A 22810-nucleotide genomic window follows, 5' to 3' on the forward strand; every position below is an offset into this window, starting at 1 on the left:
GCAGTCCTAAATCATTTGTGAAAATTATATATCTCTTTTTTCTTTCTTCCCTTTGCGCCCAAAGCCAATACTTTGCGGTTCGTTTTCAAATTTTATATTTTTCACGAATCAAATAGGACTGCTATAGCTCTACTTAGTCATTCGTGAACAACAAAATTCCCGACTTCTTTGAAAAATCGGGAATTTAAGGTTTCAATTTTCACAAATCAAATAGGATTCATATAGCGATTTTGATAGTAAGCCAAAATTTGGTTAACTCGTTGCCGACTTTCTAAACCAGAATTTGCTGTCCACGAGATACACAAGCCACCAATTTGACTTTGATTGTAATCAAACTCTTGGGATGACTGGGGAATTAACTCCACTTCTACCCCTTCGACTTGATGTAAATGAGCTGCTATCTCTCTATAGACAGCTAAAGGCAAACCAGCGAATTCAATTTTTTCCTTAGTCTCCATCTTTATGAAGCTCCAACATTAAAAGGATCTGACGGAGGGGTTGTCGCTGAAACAGGATTGCCGCTAGCAGATGCAGCTGACGGCGTTGAATTGACAGCCCCTTCCCCTACCATTTTGGCAACTTCAATACCATATTGTTCCAGAATCACGATGGGGTTATAGCCCTGATTCATTTCAATCCGTTTAACCAGTACGCCATTTGCTAATCGCTGTCCCGCCTGCACATAGCGACTTGTCGGCTCATCCGGTACTTTGATAATTGCCTGTGGTTCCTGACTAATTAGAACTACACCAGTCACAACAACTGCCTTTGCTAACTCAGGTTGTGCTGGCGGTGGCAATACAGATACTAAAGTGGGATTGGGGACAACTTGAGGTAAAACCTTAGGCAAGACTGAAGTCAAAGTAGGATTGACTTTTTTTGGTACAGAAGCAATGTTATTTTTTTTCTGATTTAAAGCTATGCTGCGTCTTGGAAGTTTTCGGACTGCTATCGATGGAGTAGGTAGCTTAGGCACCACGGGAACAGGTCTTACAGATGTTTTAGGCATTCCGGAAAACGTTTGCCCGAAAAGTTGTGCAAACGGGTCACTTCGATCTTTTGATAACTGAACTAGCGGTATCCGCTCTGTAGCATTAGTGGATTGAATCAAATTAGCAGATGCAGGAGTAACTTGTGAAACCTGTTTGGCAGGTATCACTGGATTCTTAAAGGATTGATCTGTTGGTGGCGACTTTGCTGCTATTTTGGGAATCGGCGCAGGAGCGATCGCTTGTGGTGTATCTTCAGAAGCACATCCAGCGATCGCCAAAGTTAAAATAGCTGCAATTGTAATTTTTAAATTTCTGCCCATGAGCTGTTCTCAAAAGCCATTGGAAAATTGGAAAGTGGAAATCAACATGCCTGAAATTTGTATCAAAGTCACAGTATGTTCCCTTTATAACCTAAGTTTTTAAATTTTAAGGGTTATTTTTAGCACTGCCTCCTGGGCATAACTGCGGCTTGGTGTTTATTTGCAGTCAATCTTCTGCCACACCCATAAGCTCTTTCATCAAATCCAGACCTTTCTTAACTCTACGGGAAACTGTTACTACACTAATTCCCAGATGCTCTGCAACTTGTTTTTGTGTCAAATCTTGCAAAAACACACATTCCAATACATCGCGGGTGCGTTGTTCTAGCTGAACCAATGCTTGTTGCAAGCGAAGTTGGTCTTCTTGTGCTAGTTGAAAGCTGCGATAGTGAGGATCTGGAACCAATTCTCCCAAACAGGTAGAGCCTTCTTCTCCATCTTGGATTGGCACATCGAGACTCAAGGGAGCGCGGTTTACCCATGCTAATTTAATTTCTTGCCATTCGTTTGGAGAAATTTCCAGTGCTGTTGCTAATTCCGAGTCTGTTGGTTGGCGATTATGCTTTTCACGCCAAGAACGTGACACTCCTATTGCTTGCTGTTGCAGTGCTAACCACTTCCGAGGAATTCGCACGGTGACACCTTTATCTCGGAGATAGTGTTGAATTTCACCCCGAATATAGGGAAGAGCATAGGAACTAAAGGCATGTCCCTTGGAAAGTTCAAATTTTTCAATCGCCCTGATTAAACCCAAACATCCAACTTGGAGCAAATCATCATAGGTTTCATGACATTGATTCGTCCAGTAGTGAGCTTCTTTTCTCACAAGTCCAAAATTGAGTTTTACCAGCTTATTGCGAACATTTTCTGACGGAGATTGCTGATATTCTCGCAACAACTGCCAAATTTCATGTTTTAGTTCATTGGTGGTTGTCGTAGGCATAGCACCGTGTTTATTAAGTAAATCAACAATTAATTCCTCACTTTTAAACTCAGCTGCGATGGCGTACCCGCCCTTTCCGGTGGCGATCGCACGATATCAAAGACAATATTGTGCTATATGCCTTAGCAAATTCTCTGGTAGATAACAACGTTTTTCTAGAGAAAATTCCATAGACTTGCTTGACAATCGAGCAAAGTTTAAAGAAGCGAAATCGTATTTAGTTTGTTATTGTTCTTTGGTATGATCTGTAGCTGTTTTTAGAACTACATAGAAATAAAATATAAAATTAGTTACTAAATATCAAACCGAGATTGTACTTAACTTTAATTAATTAATGGTGAACCTAATTTCTATAAACAAAACAACCGTAGTTGGAATTTTGTTGGATAAGCAAAAGTTTGATTTACAGTAAAATTACGTGCCTATTCAACCAAAATTCATCAAATAATTAAAAACTACTAATAATTTTTATAAAAGAGTACGTAAATTTACGCAAAAAAATACAACAAAAGGCCTCTCGCCCTTTGTTGTATTTAACCTTTCCCCCTCTTTGTAAAAAACTTGCGTTGCGGAAAAAGCGAGATGATTTAACAACTTCCAAAATTCCCCCCTGCTTGCCCCAATTCATCCCACTGTTCTGCAACGCCAAAAACCTATCTACCTGCCTAAAAAAAAGCAGGGCTGTTTCATTCTTTAAAAGCCTCTTGAAAAGCTGGGGACAAAAGAAGGAAGAATTTTCTCTTGTCTCCCCTTGAACCTTTGTCTCTTTTCTTCGCTGTAATGCTTTTATAGGAATGAAACAGCCCTGAAGATGGGGGCAAAGAAGTTAACTTTTGTTATGAAACCTGATGCTTACAGCATTGTAGTTCTGAATGCCAGCTAGTTACCTAACTCCAGAGAGTTTAGCTACGAGTCGGTTCAACCCGTGCAAAAAATAGGCCGCGAATCTTAACTTCTTTAGGTTCGCCAGCACCTAAATCTGTATCAGATGGCTGTTCGCTCTCGAAAGTACCAGCAATTTCACCACTAGAGCTATCGATTTTAGCGATTTGCAAAGAAATCTTACCATTAAGATTTTCAGCACGCTTGACGTTAGTGCGGGTAAGTTCTTCATCATCTGCTTGGGCGGGGAGAGCTACGGCATTATCGTAGCCACTAACGACACCACGACCCTTTGGATCTAGGAAAGCAGCACCACGGTAGGAAGGAACTTTGAAGGTGCCTTCAAAGTCCGTGGAGGTGTTAATACTGCTCAAACTGGGTTGGGTTTGAGCAACCAAGTCTTTGATGGTGAAGAGGAAAGGTACTCGCTCACCACCAGGAAGTTGCACAGTAATGGCTTGGAAGTCAAGACCATCAGTTTCCACAAAGGTCAGGCTATTATCTGGGTTGATTTTTAGGTTGCCTTGCACCTGGTCAATGGTGGAAGTGTATCTGGTCAACAATTTGCCAGCAACAAATTCTGCTTGTTGGCGTTTATTAGCAGGTTCTTCTTTGATGAAGAAGCTAGTTGGTTCCAAGCAAAGTTCTTTGATGACGTATGACTGGCTAGAATCAAGGGGAATGGAGCCACGGCTTGTTTCTGCTAGTTGGGGGCATTTATTCGCCAAACCAGTGCCGCGAATTTGATCGTAAGTGAGTACATCTCTACTACTAGTAGCAGGAGCATCACTACAAGCAGTTATTAGCCCCAGGCACAAAGCCAAAAATGCAACAATTAAAGCGCGATACCTCATGGTCAACCTCAATCTCAAAAATTAATATCTAAGTTGTAAAACTGCATCGAAGCTTTGATCTCTGACGAGAAGCCATCCTTTATCGGACACTGCATTGCTCTGATTCTTGAGTTGAAACAAGTGTCCTGGCGTATAGGTTGGCAGCCGCCACTCAAACTTTTCTCTGCTAAACGTACTTAAACGTGTCGCTGCTTCGCACTTTGCTCTTGCATATAGCAAAAGCGGCGTCACCCAAGTCTTTTTGTATCATGTATGTGACGCTACTACATACAGCCCATTGTTTAATGGGTAAATTAGCCAGATCATACGATTTTTTTTAACTCAAAATCAAAGTACTCAAAATCCAAGAAAGTCTCATCTTGATCGCATCTAGCTGCTGTGGAGACTATGGTAAAGGTTACTACGCTCTTTTACGAGCGATCGCAATTGCCTTTGATAAAGATACAAATCTAGTTATATTCACCCCTTACTCAGGCAAATAAGGGGATACGGGACACGGGGATGGGGGATAAGGGTAAACGGAGATTCCAGAAAAAACTCATTTAGAAGCCTAGAGAAACTTCATTTTCTAAAAGAACTATTGGCAAACTAGGGAAAATTAAAAATCTCCGGTAAATTTGAGTTGACCTCATTTATACGGAAAGGATGGCATGAACGATAACAAAAATCTTGAATCAGGAGAGTTGTCCTGTAAACTGCAAGCGATCGCAACTGTGGTGTATGATGCAGTTCAAGGTTGTCAAGGCGATAGTGTAGCTCTTTTGGCAATGCTTAGGCAATTGGAGCATTTACACCGAGAGATCCGGGATGGGGTTTTTCAAGAGAGTTTGCCTGTTAACCGTCGGCAACTCTACTCACTACTGAAAGATATTGAGTCTGAGGGGGGCTGGCCTTATATTGAGCGCATGAGACTACAAGCCTTTTTAACAAATTTGCCAGAAGAGGCTCCCGCAGAAAATAATCATGAAGTTTTGGAGAGCGATCGCTCATGCGGCTGATCAACTCAAAATAAGTTTATAGCTGTGAATTAACAACTCTAATCGCCTCATCAACCGCTAAACCAAGAGCGGTTGCTCATTGAGGCTTCAATCTAATTCGTAATTCGTAATTTGTAATTCGTAATTAAAAAGGGTTTTTACTAGTTATACCATCACAAATAAGGCGATCGCGCTTTTCAAGATTGCGGTTGTGTTTGAGGTAATCGCCCACCCAGTCGCAACCACGAACAAGTAGGTCGTCAAGATGTAAATTCCACAAAATTATCGTGTTGTCATCACTAGCTGATGCTAATGTTTGACCATCTGGGCTAAAACTGACACTTAATACCGCAGCGCGATGCCCATTGAGACTTTTAATTAATTTGCCATCACGGCTCCAAAGTTTCACTGTACTATCCCAATTGGCGGCGGCGAGCAATTCACCATTGGGACTGAAAGTGATGGCATTAACGCTATCGCTGTAACCCTTTAATAAGGTTTTTAACAACGTCCCATCCCGTCGCCACAGTTTTACGGTGTTATCCCAACTGGCAGAAGCCAGTAACTCATCAGTGGGACTAAAGCTGACACCTGTCACCCAGCTCTCATGGGGCGAAAAGGTTTTTAACAACGTACCATCCCGTTGCCAAAGTTTAACAGTTTGGTCATCACTAGCGGAAGCTAAAATCTGACTATCAGGACTAAAATTTACGCTATTCACCCAACCTTGATGCCCCACTAAGGTTTTGAGTAACTTGCCCTCACGGTTCCAAAGTTTCACTGTTTTATCTTTGCTAGCTGATGCCAAAAACTGACCATCAGGGCTGAAACTCACGCTCATCACACTATCAGTATGTCCGTGGAGAGTCATGATTAAAGTACCGTCAAGCCGCCAAAGTTTCACAGTTTTGTCATAACTTCCTGAGGCCAGCATTTCACCCTTGGGGTCAAAACTGACACTAGAAATTTGATCTGTGTGCCCTATTAAAGTTTTGCAAAGTAGGGTTTTGGCCTCACCTCTACTGGTGTATCGTTGCCAAAGTTTAACAGTGCGATCGCTACTACCAGAAGCTAGCATCTGACCGTCGGGACTCCAAGCAACGCTCAAAACTCGCTTCTGATGCCCTTGAAGAATAGATGGTGTTGGGGCATCTAAACTCCATAGTTTCAGGCTTTTGTCATAACTTCCTGAAGCCAGAAATTTGTTATTTGGACTGAAAGCGATGCTGACAATAGCATCGCTATGTCCTTTGAAGGTTTTGAGTAAAGTACCAGTAATACTCCAGAGGTTTATGGTATTGTCTTCACCTGCGGAAGCTAACTTTTTACTGTCGGAACTAAAGCTTAAACTCCACACTCTCCTGCTATGCTGCCGTAAAGTTTTGTAAAGACGAAAGTCAAAACCGTCTTTAGTGCTGTTAATTTCCCGCCGCCAAAGTTTCACTGTTTTGTCTCGACCTGTTGACGCCAACAATTTACCATCTGGGCTGAAAACAGCCATCATTACATTCTGCTGATGTGCCTGCAAAGTTGTAACGAGGCTACCGTCCCGGCGCCAGATTTTTACAGTTTTGTCGTCGCTGGCCGAGGCGATGAATTGACCATCGGGGCTGAAGTTTACCCAGTTAACCCACCCTTGATGTCCTCTCAGTATTTTTACTAAACTCCCGTCTTTGCGCCAGATTTTTACGGTTGTATCCTGACTGCCAGTAGCTAACAACTCGCCATCAGGACTGAAACTAACGCTGTCAACAGAATCACCCTGTCCTTTGAGGGTTTTATATGGCTTGGGGTCAAATTCACCTGTAACCCGGTTTTTGCGCCAGATTTGCACTGTTTTGTCGAGGCTGGCGGACGCTAAGGTTTGACCATCTGGGCTAAAAGTTACACAAGTGACAGCATCAGTATGACCTTTGAGGGTTTGGAGTAAGGTTCCGTCAGGACGCCAAATTTTCACTGTCTGATCTCGGCTACCTGATGCTAGCAACTGACCATCTGGGCTGAAAGCTACTCCCCAGACAATATCAGCGTGCCCTTCTAAGCGGTTAACCTCTGTTACCCCATAAACTGCCTGTTGGAGGGCTGTCACCACCCGCATTCGGGTATCTGGCTGCACTCCATCAGCCTGTTTAAGTTCTCTCCAAGCCCGCAAACTTTCTAATAGGGCATCAAATTCTTTATTAGAGGCAAATAAAGCTTCACTAGCAGCAGCGATCGCACTAATGTTCAAGTTGGTTTCACTGCGTTCAGCTCGTAGAGTTTGGCGGATTGCTGCTCTTTTTTGCAAGTCGGCTTGCCACCATAATGTTGCTATTGTTCCCCCCATGATTGCCAGCACTGCGCCTGCTATGCGTGCTTCCCGCAATCGCCGTTGCAATACCAAATTCAGTTGCTTTTGACTAAATTGTTGGGCAACTTCAGCTTTAGTTTTTTCAAGTTTGATTTTTTCTAATTCCGCCAGCATACCATAATTGTTCTTTTGGCGAATTGGTTCAACTAAATAATCGTGAACTAGCTGGTAGCGATCGCCTAACTCTTCTCTAACTCGCAACACCAAACCTGAACCCACCAATATTTCTAAAATTAGTTCCCCAACTGTGTCAAAGCTTGATATTGTATCTATATCATGATTATTAAATAATGCAGCCGCCAAATCAGCTTTAGTTTTTAACGGTCGCGTGCCCTTTTCATCAGTTAACTCAAATAATAGTTTCCAAGTTAACTCTTCATTTTCCTGACCACAATCTTTAATAACCTCCCCAAGCCAGCGTTCCACCAATTTTGCCGAGCCGCCGCAAAGTTTATATTGTCCGAGTGTGGTGATGTTTTCTATTTGTAGTTGAGCGCCAACTATTTGTAATTCAATTGGATGTACTTCGTCTAGTTCTCCTGTTAAATCCTGGACTAATCGGTTAATTAATTCATCACTCAGTTCAGAATATGAACGCTGAGTAAGACTATGAATTATGGCTTTAGCATCCTGGCTAGAGAATTTTCCTAGATAGTAGCGAATATCCTTATCGAGAATATTTTTATTAATTACGCCTAAATCATATAAACCAATACTATTTTTTTGGCTCAACCTTTCAAATTCTAGTAAATGATGTAAATAATCTTCTCTTAATGACAGAATAATTTTGACAAATGAAATATTTAAACATTCACTAAAAAATTGGTAAAACTCTATTCTTTCTGTGGGGAGATTACTAATAAAGAAAAATTCTTCAAACTGGTCTAAGATGATAATTATTGTATAATTGCGCTCGGTTGCTAACCGAATTTTTTCTAGGAGTATAGTGGGTGTAGAGTCAAGATTAACTGATATTCCTGTGGATACCAGCACTTGATTTAGACTGCTTATCAAGACTGTGAGCCAATCAGTGTAAACAGACAAAACAATAGGTATAGGAATGCGTTCACCGATAACTTTACCTTTCAGCGCTGGGACTAAACCAGCTTTGAGAGTTGAACTTTTACCTACACCGGATGGCCCATAAATTACTGTGAGCTTGTAGTCTGCACGAGTAATTCTTTCAATCAAACGATTCACATCTTGCTGCCGTCCAGAAGCAGATATTTCTTGGGCAACTCCTTCAGAAATAAACGGTATTTTTTGAGATTCCAATGCTGGGTTAATTCTAGAGTGTTGCGGCTGCAATTGGCTTGCCCCAATGAAAGCACGAAAGCCATACTGATGTTCTATTTGAATTTTTTCTTGCTTGAGCTTAAAGGCTTCTGTATAGTCATGACGCTCAAAAAAGTAAAGCGATCGCAGTTCCTCTAAAATCTCTAAATAAAGAGATGGCTGATGTTGTAGCTCACAAACTATCCTCGCCCATTCCAGGTTATTGATAGCCTCCTCTGGCTCACCTAGATGCCTCTGTGTACGTGCTAGCAAGAGAAGATACCAACTTTCTTGTCGTCGTCTTCGCAAAGCATCTCGCAGAGAAGCTTGTGTTACTTCTTCGGAGATAGAAAGTGCTGTATTCGCTAATTCATGAGCCAGTATCCAATTCGACTCAGAAGCTGCCACACTTGCCAAAAAGCCATAATCTTGAGCAACTTGTGCAGGGCTTCCATAGGTTTTATGTAGATGTAATGACTTTTGAGCTAATTCTTTTAAGTCATTCCAGGCTTGTAAACGTTGCAACATTTCACAAGCAGGCAAAATAAATTTAGCAACTAAGTCTTCTCTTTGTACCTCCTCCAATATTTCTAGGCATTGTTTAAACCACAACAGAGCATGTTCGCAATAGCTACTATTACTATTCTGGTGTAAGTCTGCCATTCGGTGATAACACAGCCCCAGATGGAATAGTACTATTGCTTGCTTAAGTAAAGATGAGGGGGGGAAAGAAGAATTACTCTCCCACTCTGCTACTCTCCTCGTTTCTTGCTGCCACAATGCTAGGCTTCTTTGATAATTGCCTAAAGCACCATTAATTTGATCGTTGGCGTATTTATCTCGCCCTAAAACAAATTCTAAACTAGCTTCTAATCCTGGTGTTAATTGAAAGCCATACAGGCGCAGCAAATCATTACGAGCTGATTCTATTTCGTGGCGGTGTTGAGACTTAGGATCTAAATCTAAGGAGGCGTTAGATAAAAATGTTTCGGCACCTGCTTCTAAAACTTTGGCAAATAGAGATTCTGCCTCTTGGTGGATCAAAGCAATTAAATCTGCTTTTGCCATTTCAAATTTAATAGTGGTTGCAGCCCAGCTTTTAAAATCAGGTGCTAATCTTGAAAGCAATGATGCCACATCATCTTGTAGCCACAATACTACTGGAAATGGAAAAGTCGCAGCATAGATATCTCGTGCTTGGTTGATGCCTGTAAGTAAGTTTTCCAGGTTGATAGTTGACTCAATACCAAAAATCATTACAGCTGATGGTAAAGAGTCTGTAAGGACAGCAGGATTATCTAAAGATAGTTCTGAGACTATTGTGTTGTGTAAAGAAGTAGTTGATGGATGCAGAACGATTTCTCTGATATATATGTCTTTGGTGATGGAGCGAATATTTTCTAACATTTGCTCACATAATTGCCCATAGTTACACCGAACTAGAATTAGGGCAAATTGACCTTCGGAAAGTGCGATCGCTCTAATCAGTCTTTGCAATGTATGCTGATTTTCTTTTGTGTAGACTTGTAGCTGCTTGTCAGTAGTCATTGGTTATTGGTTATTGGGCATGGGGGATGGGGAATGGGGAATCGGGCATTAGTTATTAGTCCAATGGCACAGGACAAAGGACTAACGACTAATGACTCACCCAGCACTGTTACTTTTTTTGTTGCCAAGCTAAAACTTTTTCTGTTTCTGCTAAGGCTGGACTGATGCCAAACCATCGCCCTACAGGATCACGATATTCAAACAGATACATGCTTCTTAGTAAGCTTTGGTAGTCTGACTCACCTTTAACTCTCTGCTGCTGCACTACTTCAAACAATAATTCCCACTGGGATTCATCAATAGCTAATAGCAGATCGTCGCGGTAGTCTTTAATCACGGCTTCTAAGCAGTCCCTAGAAAAAGGCGGATCTTGTCGTTGCAGGCAGCTATAAAGTAAACCTAATAAATTACGAATGTGACCACCACTAACGCGACATATACGATCCAAAGTTTGGGAGTGATCGAATAATTCTGTAATTAATAAAAGCCTTTCATTCAAAGGAACTTCTGGAAAAGCTCTTGCTAAGACTAACTGGCGCACTAGTGACATCCCTGGTTCATAGTCACTGCCATCTCTTTGGCGCACTAATACCATCGGTAATATTTTTGGCGCAATCCCTCCCCCCAGGCGATTTTTTAGTGTCTCGTACTCATTGGAGAAAATTAACGTTAGAGGAATGGTGTAAACTAGGTGGCATTTGAGTCGGCGTAACTGTTCGCCTCGGTCGATAAAGAGATATTCTGGTTGCGATCGCCCCGATGCTAAGGGACGCATATCGACTCGATCCAAATTATCTACAATCACAACCAGCCCTTTTTGACCCCGCAGCTTTAGCTGTTCAACAGCCTTTTCTAAAATTTCTTCGTTAATCGCTTGCAAAATACTATTGGTACGTGGTTCCAGATATTGCCTTAGTTGATTCCGCATCTGGGTGCTATCTTTGGTTTTAGCGGTAATTTTGGCAATACCCAACGACAACTCTGCTTGTCCAGAAAGCTCTATGGGGCTTTGCAAAAAATCGCCTACTTCTTTAAATAAATTGGTAAAGTAACCAGGTTTGAGTTTGATGCTAATGCTTTCTAAACTGGCACTGACTTGACGGGCTACACTCAGCAAAATATCGCTGATATCAATATCCGCCATATCTAAGTCTTGACTCGACTCAAAGTAAACTACATGAAATCCCGCCAATTCTAGTTCTGTCTTGAGACGCTGCAATTCCGTTGACTTGCCGCAGCCAATGTGACCTGTAAATAATTGGCAGGTTGGCTCATCAGGAGAAATCCGAATGATAGTCCGCTGCAATTCTTCGACAATCTTGCAACCACGGACATCAGCAAAATCTATGTAATACTGGCGATCTAGCACGTTACTTATATTAAGCGTGTAGCTTGGGTTACATGCTTTATAAAAACGCGATAAATTTAATGTCGTTTTCATGTTATGTAAAGGTGTATGTAGATGTGTGTGTAGATGCAGTTAAATTGTATTTTTTATACAAAAAATCTCTAGCCTGGATGTAGGCACACGATTACTTCGCAAGTTGGTAGTATCTTGCAAAAGACAGCACTTATTACAGATCGCTGTCAGTAGTATGGTAGAGATTTAGTTGACCCTAATAACCTTAAGCATATCTGTCCTTTTTACACCTGCTATTGAGGTTTTGAGAATCTGTAGCTTTTGTTTGACCTAGCACAAACCTTGTAGGCTTGAGTTGATCAGTAAAAAAAGCTACTACATCATATAGTTCCCAGTTTGGATTGCTAATCATAAGGACTGGTATGAATTATAGCAATCTATACAGAGATTTAGTGACATTTTTGTATCATTTAATGTTTGATTTGTCAAGAGAGCAAAATTAGAAATATATAAATTAATATTTTGTAATTTTTGGAGACAAGATATTTGATGATCGCTTGTCGAAAAGACAACAGTAAGTTAAGAATGGACACCGGAAACTTTAATCGGAAGGATGACTAGCGCCACGTTGGTTGTGTAGTTACTGTAAAGTGTTACTAAAAATAAAAAAAGTCTTGAGGAGAGCGGCTAACAGATGCCGACGGTGTTTACTGAGATTAATAATGATACAAGCGCGTCAAGGAATTTGGATTGTAACCAGAAAGGGGTTTGAATGGCTGGCATAATATCAGTTTCCCGCACGGATCTAGCCCAGCGTCGTAAGAAATTACGTCGGCATCGGCAAATGAGAATTATTCAAGCTATTTGGCGAACTTTTGCCATTACCGGTTTGGCGGGTGGATTGCTTTGGCTGGCAGTCCAACCAGTGTGGGTGCTAAAAAGTCCCAAACAAGTAGTGATCAAATTAGGCAATCAGTCCCTGTCGGATGAGACAACTCAATCACTCTTGGTGCTATCTTACCCCCAATCTTTGTGGCGGATTGAACCGGCAGCGATCGCTAATTCTTTGAAGAAACAACCAACTATTGCCCAAGCGATCGTTAGACGCAGCTTGTTTCCTCCTGGATTAAACATCGAAATCCAAGAACGAGTCCCTGTAGCCGTGACTCAAACACCAAGTGTTCAAAATCAGGGCACTGGCAACAAAAAAGTCACAATCGGCTTACTAGATGCAAGCGGGGCCTGGATGCCTTTAGAAAAATACACATCACTCAATCCCACTAAAAAATTACCCAATCTTAGAGTAATTGGATTGCCTAAACAATACTGTCTCTACTGGACTCAACTTCATCAAGCTGTAAGCCAAAGTCCCGTAAAAGTGATAGAAATTGATTGCCAAAATCCAGCGAATTTAATTTTGAAAACAGAACTAGGAAATGTGCATCTCGGCGTTCCAGGTCCCCAACTGTCTGAACAAATTAAAGTACTCGCCCAAATGCGTCATTTAGCAGCAAAACTCAATTCCGGCCAAATAGACTATATTGATCTGAAAAATCCCGAATTTCCATTAGTACAGATGAACCAAAAAGAACAAAAATTAACTTCCAAAACCCCTAAAAACATCTAGTACAGTGGGCGCGTAAATAAACATAGCATTTCATACCATTTCAAATGGCGCAAAAGCCTGAAATACAATTATGCGTGAATGTGTGACTTCCGCCTTGCGGTACTAGCGTGTTTAATGTATTGATAGCTCCTAGTAAATTAAGAAGCTTTATGCTGATAAATATATTTATTATTTTCAGTTTTCGAGCAAACCGCACGAAAATCTGCATTAACTTCTAATTAAAATGAGAAGATAAATCCTAAAATCTCTATTACGAGTAAAACACTTTCAATTATGACCCCTAACATCTAATAGTAGGGTGCAAGATGTCCGACAATCTAATCATGGGCTATGGCGTGCAAAACGCCTTCTATTCCAAAGACAGTTTACCGAAGCCAAGTTTCAATCTGTAAAGGAAAATGCCGCCCAAGGTTGCGTAAGCATTGCTTCTGGGCAATGAGTTTAGACTATTCTGTGCCGTAATTCCTATTGGGGTACGAAACCTGTGCAAAAATCTTGATTTGTTGACCACAGTCGTGAGGGTTCTTGTAAGATAGACTATTGCTCAAGCAAAGTGTCCATTAAGACCCCCAAACAACAAATTAATCAGGTATAGTCTGACAAGTAAATTCTTGCTTACTTCAACCTTATGGATAAGTAAGTATAAGGTAAATTTTGTGTCTAAGGTTGCAGCTATCCCCAATGGTGAAATCTATTAACAATATTATTGAGGTAGATAAGATGCGCCGTAGTGTGTCTTTACAAGTTCTGCCCTCTGCTGAGAATAATGAAGCGATTAATGTATGGTTGAAGTTATACAGATCACTTTTAGATAAATGTAGGTATACTTCTCTAGAATTGGCTGTGCGATCGGCTGCCCTGAAAGCTTATCCCATAGCAAATTTTCGCACTGCCAATTCTGTTAGGCTTGGCAGTAGTGAAAACAATAAAGAACAGTGCCCTAGTATTGTGGCACTGTCAAACTAAAGTTGACTCTTAGGTGAATAACACCTAAAAAAGTCGTTTATCTACCCTTTGACAAATCCAATGACACTTGATAATAACCAAGGACTTAACTATAAAAATTCCCAATCTACGGGACAGCCGGGGTTCTCTCTGGCAGTTAACTCGACCAATCCCTTTAATAACTCTGGGTTGAACTTCGGACAAAATCACGATAATAAGAAGATTTCTCCGGAAAATAGCCGAATTGGCGAAATTGTTCCTGGGCGGGTTGCCAACATTAAAGTGATTGGTGTAGGTGGTGGCGGTGGCAATGCCGTTAACCGCATGATCGAATCTGATGTCTCTGGGGTAGAGTTTTGGTCAATTAACACTGATGCCCAAGCTCTTACCTTAGCTGGCGCTCCCAGTAGATTGCAAATTGGACAGAAGCTAACACGGGGTTTAGGAGCAGGTGGTAATCCTGCCATTGGTCAAAAGGCAGCTGAGGAATCACGAGACGAAATTGCTACAGCTTTGGAGGGTGCAGACCTAGTATTTATCACTGCTGGAATGGGGGGTGGTACTGGGACAGGTGCAGCCCCGATTGTGGCAGAAGTAGCAAAAGAAATGGGCGCTCTGACTGTTGGTGTGGTAACACGTCCATTTGTCTTTGAGGGACGCCGCCGTACCAGCCAAGCGGAAGAAGGTATTCAAGGACTAAAAAGTAGAGTAGATACACTGATCATTATCCCCAACAACAAACTGCTGGAAGTGATCCCCGAACAAACACCTGTGCAAGAAGCTTTTCGTTATGCAGATGATGTACTGCGTCAAGGGGTGCAAGGTATTTCTGATATCATCACGATCCCCGGATTGGTAAACGTTGACTTTGCTGATGTTCGAGCGGTGATGGCAGATGCGGGATCGGCATTGATGGGAATTGGCGTTAGCTCTGGAAAATCTAGAGCCAGAGAAGCTGCGATCGCAGCTATTTCTTCACCATTACTAGAATGTTCTATTGAAGGTGCCAGAGGGGTTGTCTTTAATATTACAGGTGGTACTGACTTAACTTTGCATGAAGTAAATGCAGCCGCAGAAGCAATCTATGAAGTAGTTGATCCCAACGCCAATATTATTTTTGGGGCTGTAATTGATGACAGACTCCAAGGTGAGGTAAGAATTACTGTAATTGCCACCGGATTTACAGGTGAAGTGCAAGCTGTGCAACAACAAAGCGTGGCTAACGTTCGAGTAGCACCTAATACCTCAAAGCGACCAACAACACAGCAACCCGCAGTTAATCCCCCAACCTCATCTCCAACTCCAACTCCAACTCCAATTCCAGAACCAAAAGAAAAACCTGGATTAGATATACCTGATTTCTTAAGAAACCGACGTACACCACGGAATTAAAAGATTTTGGATTTGAGATTTTAGATTAAATTAGCAGTTTCAGGTTAGGCTGAGTGCTGTATAAAATCTGCTAGTTCCAGGGTTTTACTAAGGGCAGGGGTAAGCAATCTGTTGCCATCCCCGATTTTGCTAATGGGTAAAAAACTCGTTAACGCAACGCTACTTTATAAAAATAGAATGAACTTGGGCAGGAGTCTGCTGGCTCACATGTCCAGCTATGCTTTTGGAACAAATCAAGAAGAATACCTGCTCGACTACAGATGCGACGTCGATAGGGAGTTTCGGAGCGTCATAGCTAGCTCGTCGTAGTTATCGCTACATCTACCCCCGCGATTCCTTAAACTCATAATACGGTATAAATAAGTATATTTACTTCAAATAAGTTGCGTGGGTAACTCGCCCACGCAAGCGTCCGAAGGAAGTCTGTTTCCTAGAAAATAGGACACGAAGCAAAAAATAAATGTAAATTATTTTTTGCTTTTTATTGTCTCTTCAATCCATTGAATAACCTGATGACCAAGGTGAGTACCATCTAGGCGATCAATCTCACGAATTCCAGTAGGACTAGTCACGTTAACTTCAGTTAAGTAGCCACCAATAATATCAATACCCACAAAAATTAAGCCGTCTTGGCGTAACTGTTCGGCTACTTGGGTACAAATTTCATACTCTCTTGGGGTAATCTCGGTTTGAGCGACTGTGCCACCAGTGGCCATATTATTGCGAAAATCAGTTCCGCTAGAGAGGCGATTGAGCGCACCAATTGGTTCGCCATTGAGTAGGATAATTCGCTTATCTCCTTCTTTTGCCTCTGGTAAATAGGTTTGCACCATTACAGGCACTCGACCTTGGAGGGTACTGAGTTCGACAATAGAGTTAAAATTGCGATCGCCTGGTTGCAAAAACAAAATTCCTTCCCCAGCTTTGTTACCCAATGGTTTGAGAACCGCAGCTCCTTTTGCTTCGACAAATTGCCGGATAAACTGCTTATCAGCACTGACAATGGTTTCTGGAATCGCTTTGGTAAACTGGAGGGCGTACATTTTTTCATTTGCCCTTCGGATGCCACTAGGACTGTTAATCACCAGGGTTTTATTTTGGTCAATGTAATCCAGAATGTACGTGGCATAGAGGTAGGAATCATTGACAGGTGGATCTTTCCGCATAAATACGGCGTCCATTGTCTCTAAAGAAGTTAAGCAGGAATCGCTCAACTTATACCAAGGATTCACCGCTACCCAGCGTCCCTCCAGCAACTGCACTGGTACAAGTTCGACTCGCTGTAGGACAGCCCAAGCTTTGCTCTCCACCACACTCAGCAGATTTGCCTGAGTCACCCAAACTTCGTGTCCCAGGATTTGCGCTGCTTCAATTAGGGCAACACTGGTATCATGACACGGGTCAAGCAGATGGATGGGATCAATGATAAAAGCCAGTTTCACCCTTTATACCTCAATCACCAAGAAATTAAATGGTTATTCAATTATTATCTCTTGATGCTTTCACCAATTGACGTATATATGTACTGCTGAGTGGAACCTAGTGGGTAAAGTCTTGTGGACAGATATGGCTTTTGTGAGAAAAAAGTCCGTAAATAAGGCAGCGCGTTGCTGTCCCTTCCAGAGTTGTAGCGACTGCCGTGTGTAGCGGCTTGTCGCTAGCTTCTAGCAATATTTTCTGAAACTACACGCTCTTGCTAGAAGTTAGTAGCTCATCTAGCTTGCCTTGACTGTCTAAAGCGTGGATATCATCACAACCACCAATATGATCATCATTTATGAAAACTTGCGGTACAGAGCGCCGTCCATTTGCTCTTTGAGCCATTTTATTTCTGGCTGCCTCATCTCCATCAATGCTGTATTCGATAAATTCAACCCCTTTGTTCTTCAGCAAACTTTTGGCACGAATGCAAAAGGGGCAAGTCCTCCAAGTGTAAATTTCTACTTTGGCAGCCATAATGTTCTCAAATTGATTTAATACTTTTTAATTTTAGAACTTTGCCACTGACTCTAGACACCTTATCTTGGTTTGTCTTTATCCTTATAAGGCGCTAACCTAGTTTATATAAAAAAAATTAGTCAAGAGATAAAGTCTGGACTCTTGACTAAGATATTATGTTTATACCAATTTTGTTAAAAAACAGGGTGGCTATTATCTAATTGTGAGAATTGCTTATAAAGCGTAACTCAGTTGTCAGTTAGCACTCAAGTTCTCATTTAAGCTGAGACTAGAGGCTGTTTCTTGGCAACCCTCAGCGCACCTAGAGCAAATAAACCAAGAGCAACTGTTGCACCAGACTCAGGTACTTTTTTAGGTGGAGGTGGCGGAGCAATATAATAAGTACTAGGCTCATCTAAACCAGTACCATACTGAAAATGAACATTCTGAATCTTTGTTGAATCAAAGCCAGTAGGTAGCCCTGAGAAAACGAATGTCGCAGAGTTCTTTACAAAAGTCCTCCCACTTACTGCTGGATTTGGACTATCGTAACCAGTAATAATACCATAATTGAATTGCTGTCCACCCGAAAGATTGAAACCAGGCGAGATGCCAAAACCAGCTGTACCAAAACCGTAGTGCTGAGTTACTTTGTTAATTATGCCACTAGCACCACCAAGTCCACTGCTAACGATAGTCTTTGCAAAACCCCATTCAACTTTTCCTCCAACCTTGGTAAGATCGACATTAGTTCCGGTAGTTACATTATTCTTGATTACGGTTGGAGCTTTGGCTGAAGACAACGTTAAGTTTGTTAAGGGAGATCCAGCATAATCCCAGAAGATTCCTGTTAGAACATCAGAAGGGGCTGATGCACCTGGGCCTGTATTAGTAAGGGTCAGTGTCAACTTACCTGCTATTGAATCATCAAAGACAGCTTTCGCCGCAAGGTCTTTACTAGTTCCACCTGATACTGGGTTAGTACCTGTGGCTGAAAAAGTCATGGAGGCTGCATCTGCTCTTGGCATCTGCGAAACTGTCACTATAGCTAATGTTGATATACAGTAGGCTGCATAACCTACTATCTTCTTGGAATATAGTTGAGACACTTGCTTGAAACTCCTTTACTTTCTATTGAAGACATTTAAAACGTCTTAAGAGAACTTTTTTATTGATAATTGCTCATGTATAAATTGGCATAAGAAACTATTGCTTGTCTACCTTATATATTAAGGTTAACTAAAACTTTAAGTTGGAAGCAAACAATGTATTTTTAACAAATCGTTTAAGTATTTTCCGTATGATTAAACGAAGAGGGGAAGGCGATTTCGCCTTCCCCAAAGTTAAAAATTTAGGACACTAATATTAAGATGCTGGCACTGAATTCGCAACTCAAGTTTTAACTACAGTCAACGGCATATTCAATCAGCTGGGCAAGGCGATGACGCAGGGTTTCTAATCCCAAGCGCTGACTCGCAGAAATAAACACCGCTAGGGGGAATTCTTCTCTAGCTAAAGCCAGTGTCTCACTATCGGCTTGATCAATCTTGTTAAAAACAACTAGCGCGGGGCCAGGAGTTATTGGCATTTGCGCCAGGATTTCTCTGACTGAGCGAATATGACGCAACCAAGCGGGGTGAGACAAATCCACCAAATGGAGTAGGGCATCGGCTTCTGTGACTTCCTCTAAGGTGGCGCGGAAGGCATCCATCAACGATGCAGGCAGTTCATGTATGAACCCTACTGTATCTGTAATCAGAATTTCTTGAGGTTTATCAGCTTCGCCATGAGGAATTACCAGACGGCGCGTGGTGGGATCGAGAGTGGCAAATAGCTGGTCGGCTGTATAAACTTCTGCATTCGTGAGAGCATTCAGCAAAGTGGACTTGCCAGCGTTGGTATATCCAACCAAAGCCACTGAGGGAACTTCTTCATGCTGTCGTCGCTGTCGTAACCGCGAACGATGCGCTTGCAATTGGTCTACTTCTTTTTGCAGTCGAGAAATGCGCTGCCCAATGGCACGGCGTTCAGTTTCCAGTTTTGTTTCACCAGGGCCACGAGTCCCAATACCACCACCCAATCGGGACATGGTACGACCTCTACCAGCGAGTCGCGGTTGCATGTATTCTAACTGTGCTAATTCTACTTGCAACTTCCCGGCACGGGACTGAGCGCGTTGAGCAAAAATATCCAAAATTACTTCGGTGCGGTCAACCACTCGGATACCAATTTGCATTTCTAAGTTGCGGACTTGGGAGGGTGAGAGGTCGCGGTTAAAGACGACGAGATTAACTCCTAGTGTTTGGGCAGTTAGGGCAATTTCTTGCACCTTACCTTCACCAACTACTGTCTGGGGATGAATGCGCGATCGCTTTTGTTGTATTGTTTGTAATACATCTCCCCCAGCTGTATCAACTAAACGTGCCAATTCTACTAGGGTATCTTGGAATTGTAGGGGAGTTATTTCACTGGTCATCAGCCCCACAATTAGCACGCGATCGTGGTCAGAGTCTACTTCCTGGGCGACAAATTCACGCTGGAATTCTGCTTCCAGATTTTCTACCAAGTCTACTAAATCCTGGTCTGCCAGATCATCCAAGCCCAGAGGTGGCGATATATTCCAACTTGGGGATTGGATTTGGCTCTCTTCTACTTTCAAAGCAGCAGGACTAGTAATTAGGGTGCGAGACTCTTGGGGTGTCAGATGAGCTAGATAAGCTTCTTTGACATACCCAGTCGCACCGCCTCCCCGTCGTGTAAATCCGGTTCCGGTAATATTTAGGACTACTAGGGCATCTAAGCGTTGCAGTGCCATAGCCGTGAGTGCCGCTTCATTGGGCGGTTCTGCCTTGAGATGGGTGGCGATGCAACGAATACCACTGAGTCGTTCTGCACCGTAACGGGGCAATTCTAGGGGTGGTATTTGTGTTTGACGCGGTGTGCCTACCCCGACGCGAATCACTTGTCCGCGACGGTTGACGTAGGCGCACACAGGCTGATTGATTTCTGTGCTAATTGCTGCCAGACGCTGGGAGAACTCGGACGTGGTGATGCGATCGCCCGGTATACGCTGGTGATACAGCCTCTGTAATTGCTTCAGTTGGCTGGACTTCAAACCTTGGAGATTTCCAAAAATAGTTTCTATAGGCGTTTATGACCAGTTAAATGGCCCCCCGAATCCTTATATGTCTATTTTACAACAGGGTTTAGGCTCCTATCTATCTCCTTTGAGGGATGCATTGTGAATTAGTTCGCGGCGGGTATGGATTTGAATGTATGGGCGATCGCTTTTAATTTCAGTTGCTTAAAATTGAGGCTTGATATGCAAATCCCATACTTCTTTTAAAGGCTTTGCATCTGATTCGGAAATTTGCCCTATTTTAGCCAGCAATAAAAACTGTTCTAGGCTATCCAATCGAGACAGACGGACGGTTGAAGCAACACGCAAGCCACTTGCAGCCCAATCATTTAAAGATACATCAGTTTGTGTGCGTGGTTTTGCTGATGTGACTATTGCTACTACAACATCATTTGCATCTATCCACAACACAAGTACGGGGCGCTTTTTGGAACCGCCACCACTAGTGAATGGAATATCTGCTACCCAAAACTCACCTGCTTGGATAGTCGTCATAAAGTCCTTCGTCTTCTGGTGCGTAGCCGTTCAAAAAAGCGTCATGGCTGCGGGTGCTTTTGGATTCTTCCGCTTTTTGTTGGATGGTGATTACCCAGCGTCCTGTAGTTATATTTTCCAGTATTGATTTTGGAAGATTCAATTTCTCCCCTGGTTTTAGTTCAATTTCATAAGTCAGAGTAGTTAATTGATTTTGCATAACCGTTAATTAGGATTTTCATAATATTAGTGTAATTCTATTTAGAGACGATCGCTGTTAATTTCAGTTAGTATTTTCAGTGGAAGTGTGAAGGCGATCGCTGCATCTGAATTGTATTTTTATCAAAGATGCTCTTTTTCAGTCGTTGCTTTCAGGAGCATAATCAATACAGATAATTATACCATCTAGCAATTCTTGCACGACGGCTGTTGAAACTTTTCCTAAACACCGGACAAATCGCTCAGTTGTTACACTACGAACTTGCAAAACATTACCTGCTGAGTCTGAGTCTAAGCCATTTTCATTAGTTTGCTGGATGGGAATCATGAAAAGGCGATTTTGGAATTTAGGTTGCCATGTTGCCACAGGAATAATAATCCGCATTGGTATAGAAATTAAAATATCAAAACTAATCACAACAGCAGGGCGAGTCTTCTGAATTTCTTGTCCTCTGGTTGGATCAAGTTGCACTAGCCAAATCTCACCTTTTTTAGGATTAGTCATTCTCAGTTTCCCAGTCTTCACCATCCAGAACGGCAAACTCTGTTAATTCTGGGTCATTCAAAAAATCTTCGGCTATGGCGGCGATAAAAGGTTCTAGTATTTTGTGACGTTCTGCTATAGGTAGTCGAGCAATTTCTCGGAGAGATAACCGTTTTTGCTGTTGGAGATTTGATGAGATATTAGAATCTGAATCTTCAGTATTTAACTCCTGGTGATTGGCTGTTTTTTTGACAAGAAACTCAACAAAATCTAGGACTTCTTGTTGCTTGTCATTCGAGAGAACTCGCAGATTATCTAATACCGCTTGTTCAATATTGATTGTTTCTGACATTTGATTTCCATTCTTCAAGATAGGTTAAATTTTTAATTTGTCATTCATACGCATCGCTTTTAATTTCAGTGTAAGTGTAAAGGCGAATCGCTACATTAATCGCTACGTTAGTCTAGCCTTTATAGCGGTTATTGAATTAAAGCTTGAAACCGCTCATCTTCCCGAATACCATCAAAATCAGAGTCGGTTTTTGCCCATTCACGCCATTCATCAGGACTTAGATTAATTGCTTTTTGTAGGTTTTCTAGTGCCTGTTCAATATTACCTTGTAGAGCATAACAGCAAGCTTTGCCATACCAAGCTTCGTGTTTATCTGGTTTAAATTTCAGTGCTTGGTCGTAGGATGCGATCGCTTCTTCAAAGCGTCCTAAATCATCTAGCGCATTGCCCCGATTATACCAAGCTAGGTGGTAATCAGGTTTAATTTTCAGTGCTTGGTCGTAGGAGGCGATCGCTTCTTGATTGCGTCCTAATTTGCCTAGCGCAATGCCCCGATTGTACCAAGCTTCGTGGCCATCTGGTTTAAATTTCAGTGCTTGGTCGTAGGATGCGATCGCTTCTTGTGTGCGTCCTAAATTTCTTAGCGCATTGCCGCGATTGTACCAAGCTTCGGATACCGTTGGCGAAACATTACTTAACATAAAAACGCCGATTGTACCGCGTATTACATGGAGAGGAGAAACCTCCCTTCCCGTGTATTACACGGGAAGAAAAAAATTAAGTTAACTGCCTCAATAAT

General features: G+C 42.0%; 21 protein-coding genes. 5 read left to right on the forward strand and 16 right to left on the reverse strand.

Annotated features, from left to right (window positions below; all coding sequences use genetic code 11):
- Positions 1–206: 206 nt before the first annotated feature.
- From LC586_RS33480 to LC586_RS33495, 4 genes are all read right to left on the reverse strand, one after another.
- Complete coding sequence (locus LC586_RS33480; protein ID WP_229489781.1) at positions 207–458, reverse strand: hypothetical protein; 252 nt, start codon at positions 456–458, stop codon at positions 207–209.
- A gap of 2 nt (positions 459–460) precedes the next feature.
- Positions 461–1312 (reverse strand): hypothetical protein, encoded by an 852-nt coding sequence (locus tag LC586_RS33485; protein WP_229489782.1) that lies wholly within the window; start codon positions 1310–1312, stop codon positions 461–463.
- A gap of 166 nt (positions 1313–1478) precedes the next feature.
- Positions 1479–2255, reverse strand: a complete 777-nt coding sequence (locus tag LC586_RS33490) for an RNA polymerase sigma factor SigF (RefSeq protein ID WP_229489783.1) — start codon at positions 2253–2255, stop codon at positions 1479–1481.
- Positions 2256–3157: 902 nt separating this feature from the next.
- A complete protein-coding gene (locus tag LC586_RS33495; protein ID WP_229489784.1) occupies positions 3158–3991 on the reverse strand; it encodes a photosystem II manganese-stabilizing polypeptide in 834 nt (277 codons plus the stop codon).
- 359 nt (positions 3992–4350) lie between these two features.
- Here LC586_RS33495 and LC586_RS40920 point away from each other — a divergent pair, with 359 nt between their 5' ends.
- Positions 4351–4473, forward strand: coding sequence for a hypothetical protein (locus LC586_RS40920; RefSeq protein WP_267921773.1), 123 nt, complete (start codon positions 4351–4353; stop codon positions 4471–4473).
- A 168-nt stretch (positions 4474–4641) separates the two neighbouring features.
- Entirely contained in the window at positions 4642–4989 is a 348-nt protein-coding gene (locus LC586_RS33500) for a hypothetical protein (protein WP_229470530.1), read from the forward strand.
- Between the two features lie 124 nt (positions 4990–5113).
- Here LC586_RS33500 and LC586_RS33505 read toward each other — a convergent pair whose 3' ends face one another.
- The 3 genes from LC586_RS33505 to LC586_RS33515 all read right to left on the reverse strand — a co-directional run bounded on the left by LC586_RS33505 (position 5114) and on the right by LC586_RS33515 (position 11913).
- A complete protein-coding gene (locus tag LC586_RS33505) occupies positions 5114–10141 on the reverse strand; it encodes a WD40 domain-containing protein (RefSeq protein WP_229489785.1) in 5028 nt (1675 codons plus the stop codon).
- Between the two features lie 109 nt (positions 10142–10250).
- Positions 10251–11582 carry a P-loop NTPase fold protein gene (locus tag LC586_RS33510; protein ID WP_229489786.1) on the reverse strand — a complete coding sequence of 444 codons (1332 nt, stop codon included), beginning with the start codon at positions 11580–11582 and terminating at the stop codon, positions 10251–10253.
- A 184-nt stretch (positions 11583–11766) separates the two neighbouring features.
- The gene (locus LC586_RS33515; protein WP_229489787.1) at positions 11767–11913 is read right to left on the reverse strand and encodes a hypothetical protein; all 147 of its coding nucleotides are present in this window, start codon (positions 11911–11913) and stop codon (positions 11767–11769) included.
- Between the two features lie 360 nt (positions 11914–12273).
- Between LC586_RS33515 and LC586_RS33520 the strand changes: the two genes are divergently transcribed.
- From LC586_RS33520 to ftsZ, 3 genes are all read left to right on the forward strand, one after another.
- Positions 12274–13128, forward strand: a complete 855-nt coding sequence (locus LC586_RS33520) for a cell division protein FtsQ/DivIB (RefSeq protein ID WP_229489789.1) — start codon at positions 12274–12276, stop codon at positions 13126–13128.
- A gap of 681 nt (positions 13129–13809) precedes the next feature.
- Complete coding sequence (locus tag LC586_RS33525) at positions 13810–14094, forward strand: hypothetical protein (protein WP_229489791.1); 285 nt, start codon at positions 13810–13812, stop codon at positions 14092–14094.
- A 60-nt stretch (positions 14095–14154) separates the two neighbouring features.
- Positions 14155–15465: a cell division protein FtsZ gene (ftsZ, locus tag LC586_RS33530; RefSeq protein WP_229489793.1), complete on the forward strand. Its 1311-nt coding sequence runs from the start codon at positions 14155–14157 to the stop codon at positions 15463–15465.
- 467 nt (positions 15466–15932) lie between these two features.
- Here ftsZ and gshB read toward each other — a convergent pair whose 3' ends face one another.
- The 9 genes from gshB to LC586_RS33575 form a co-directional block, all read right to left on the reverse strand.
- Positions 15933–16907: a glutathione synthase gene (gene gshB / locus LC586_RS33535; RefSeq protein WP_229489795.1), complete on the reverse strand. Its 975-nt coding sequence runs from the start codon at positions 16905–16907 to the stop codon at positions 15933–15935.
- Positions 16908–17148: 241 nt separating this feature from the next.
- A complete protein-coding gene (grxC, locus tag LC586_RS33540) occupies positions 17149–17421 on the reverse strand; it encodes a glutaredoxin 3 (protein ID WP_229489796.1) in 273 nt (90 codons plus the stop codon).
- Between the two features lie 260 nt (positions 17422–17681).
- Entirely contained in the window at positions 17682–18512 is an 831-nt protein-coding gene (locus LC586_RS33545) for an XDD4 family exosortase-dependent surface protein (protein WP_229489797.1), read from the reverse strand.
- A 290-nt stretch (positions 18513–18802) separates the two neighbouring features.
- A complete protein-coding gene (gene hflX / locus LC586_RS33550; RefSeq protein WP_229489806.1) occupies positions 18803–20548 on the reverse strand; it encodes a GTPase HflX in 1746 nt (581 codons plus the stop codon).
- Between the two features lie 159 nt (positions 20549–20707).
- Positions 20708–21037: a type II toxin-antitoxin system PemK/MazF family toxin gene (locus LC586_RS33555; protein WP_229489799.1), complete on the reverse strand. Its 330-nt coding sequence runs from the start codon at positions 21035–21037 to the stop codon at positions 20708–20710.
- Entirely contained in the window at positions 21015–21236 is a 222-nt protein-coding gene (locus tag LC586_RS33560) for a hypothetical protein (protein WP_229489801.1), read from the reverse strand. The genes LC586_RS33555 and LC586_RS33560 overlap by 23 nt, the downstream gene beginning before the upstream one ends.
- Positions 21237–21374: 138 nt before the next feature.
- Positions 21375–21740, reverse strand: coding sequence for a type II toxin-antitoxin system PemK/MazF family toxin (locus tag LC586_RS33565; RefSeq protein WP_229489803.1), 366 nt, complete (start codon positions 21738–21740; stop codon positions 21375–21377).
- Entirely contained in the window at positions 21733–22071 is a 339-nt protein-coding gene (locus tag LC586_RS33570; RefSeq protein WP_229489805.1) for a DUF2281 domain-containing protein, read from the reverse strand. The genes LC586_RS33565 and LC586_RS33570 overlap by 8 nt, the downstream gene beginning before the upstream one ends.
- A 128-nt stretch (positions 22072–22199) precedes the next feature.
- Complete coding sequence (locus LC586_RS33575) at positions 22200–22712, reverse strand: tetratricopeptide repeat protein (RefSeq protein ID WP_306423313.1); 513 nt, start codon at positions 22710–22712, stop codon at positions 22200–22202.
- Positions 22713–22810: the final 98 nt, after the last annotated feature.

The sequence above is a fragment of the Nostoc favosum CHAB5714 genome (genome assembly GCF_020829495.1).
Lineage (GTDB): Bacteria > Cyanobacteriota > Cyanobacteriia > Cyanobacteriales > Nostocaceae > Nostoc > Nostoc favosum.

Bases quoted from the DNA above. Each gene is read 5' to 3' on its own strand.
- LC586_RS33505 (WP_229489785.1), bottom strand. From the start codon at position 10,141: ATGACTACTGACAAGCAGCTACAAGTCTACACAAAAGAAAATCAGCAT.
- LC586_RS33520 (WP_229489789.1), top strand. From the start codon at position 12,274: ATGGCTGGCATAATATCAGTTTCCCGCACGGATCTAGCCCAGCGTCGT.
- LC586_RS33490 (WP_229489783.1), bottom strand. From the start codon at position 2,255: ATGCCTACGACAACCACCAATGAACTAAAACATGAAATTTGGCAGTTG.
- LC586_RS33495 (WP_229489784.1), bottom strand. From the start codon at position 3,991: ATGAGGTATCGCGCTTTAATTGTTGCATTTTTGGCTTTGTGCCTGGGG.
- LC586_RS33485 (WP_229489782.1), bottom strand. From the start codon at position 1,312: ATGGGCAGAAATTTAAAAATTACAATTGCAGCTATTTTAACTTTGGCG.
- LC586_RS33570 (WP_229489805.1), bottom strand. From the start codon at position 22,071: ATGTCAGAAACAATCAATATTGAACAAGCGGTATTAGATAATCTGCGA.
- LC586_RS33565 (WP_229489803.1), bottom strand. From the start codon at position 21,740: ATGACTAATCCTAAAAAAGGTGAGATTTGGCTAGTGCAACTTGATCCA.
- ftsZ (WP_229489793.1), top strand. From the start codon at position 14,155: ATGACACTTGATAATAACCAAGGACTTAACTATAAAAATTCCCAATCT.
- LC586_RS33560 (WP_229489801.1), bottom strand. From the start codon at position 21,236: ATGCAAAATCAATTAACTACTCTGACTTATGAAATTGAACTAAAACCA.
- LC586_RS33555 (WP_229489799.1), bottom strand. From the start codon at position 21,037: ATGACGACTATCCAAGCAGGTGAGTTTTGGGTAGCAGATATTCCATTC.
- LC586_RS33525 (WP_229489791.1), top strand. From the start codon at position 13,810: ATGGTGAAATCTATTAACAATATTATTGAGGTAGATAAGATGCGCCGT.
- LC586_RS33515 (WP_229489787.1), bottom strand. From the start codon at position 11,913: ATGATTAGCAATCCAAACTGGGAACTATATGATGTAGTAGCTTTTTTT.
- LC586_RS33480 (WP_229489781.1), bottom strand. From the start codon at position 458: ATGGAGACTAAGGAAAAAATTGAATTCGCTGGTTTGCCTTTAGCTGTC.
- LC586_RS33510 (WP_229489786.1), bottom strand. From the start codon at position 11,582: ATGAAAACGACATTAAATTTATCGCGTTTTTATAAAGCATGTAACCCA.
- LC586_RS33575 (WP_306423313.1), bottom strand. From the start codon at position 22,712: ATGTTAAGTAATGTTTCGCCAACGGTATCCGAAGCTTGGTACAATCGC.
- LC586_RS33500 (WP_229470530.1), top strand. From the start codon at position 4,642: ATGAACGATAACAAAAATCTTGAATCAGGAGAGTTGTCCTGTAAACTG.
- grxC (WP_229489796.1), bottom strand. From the start codon at position 17,421: ATGGCTGCCAAAGTAGAAATTTACACTTGGAGGACTTGCCCCTTTTGC.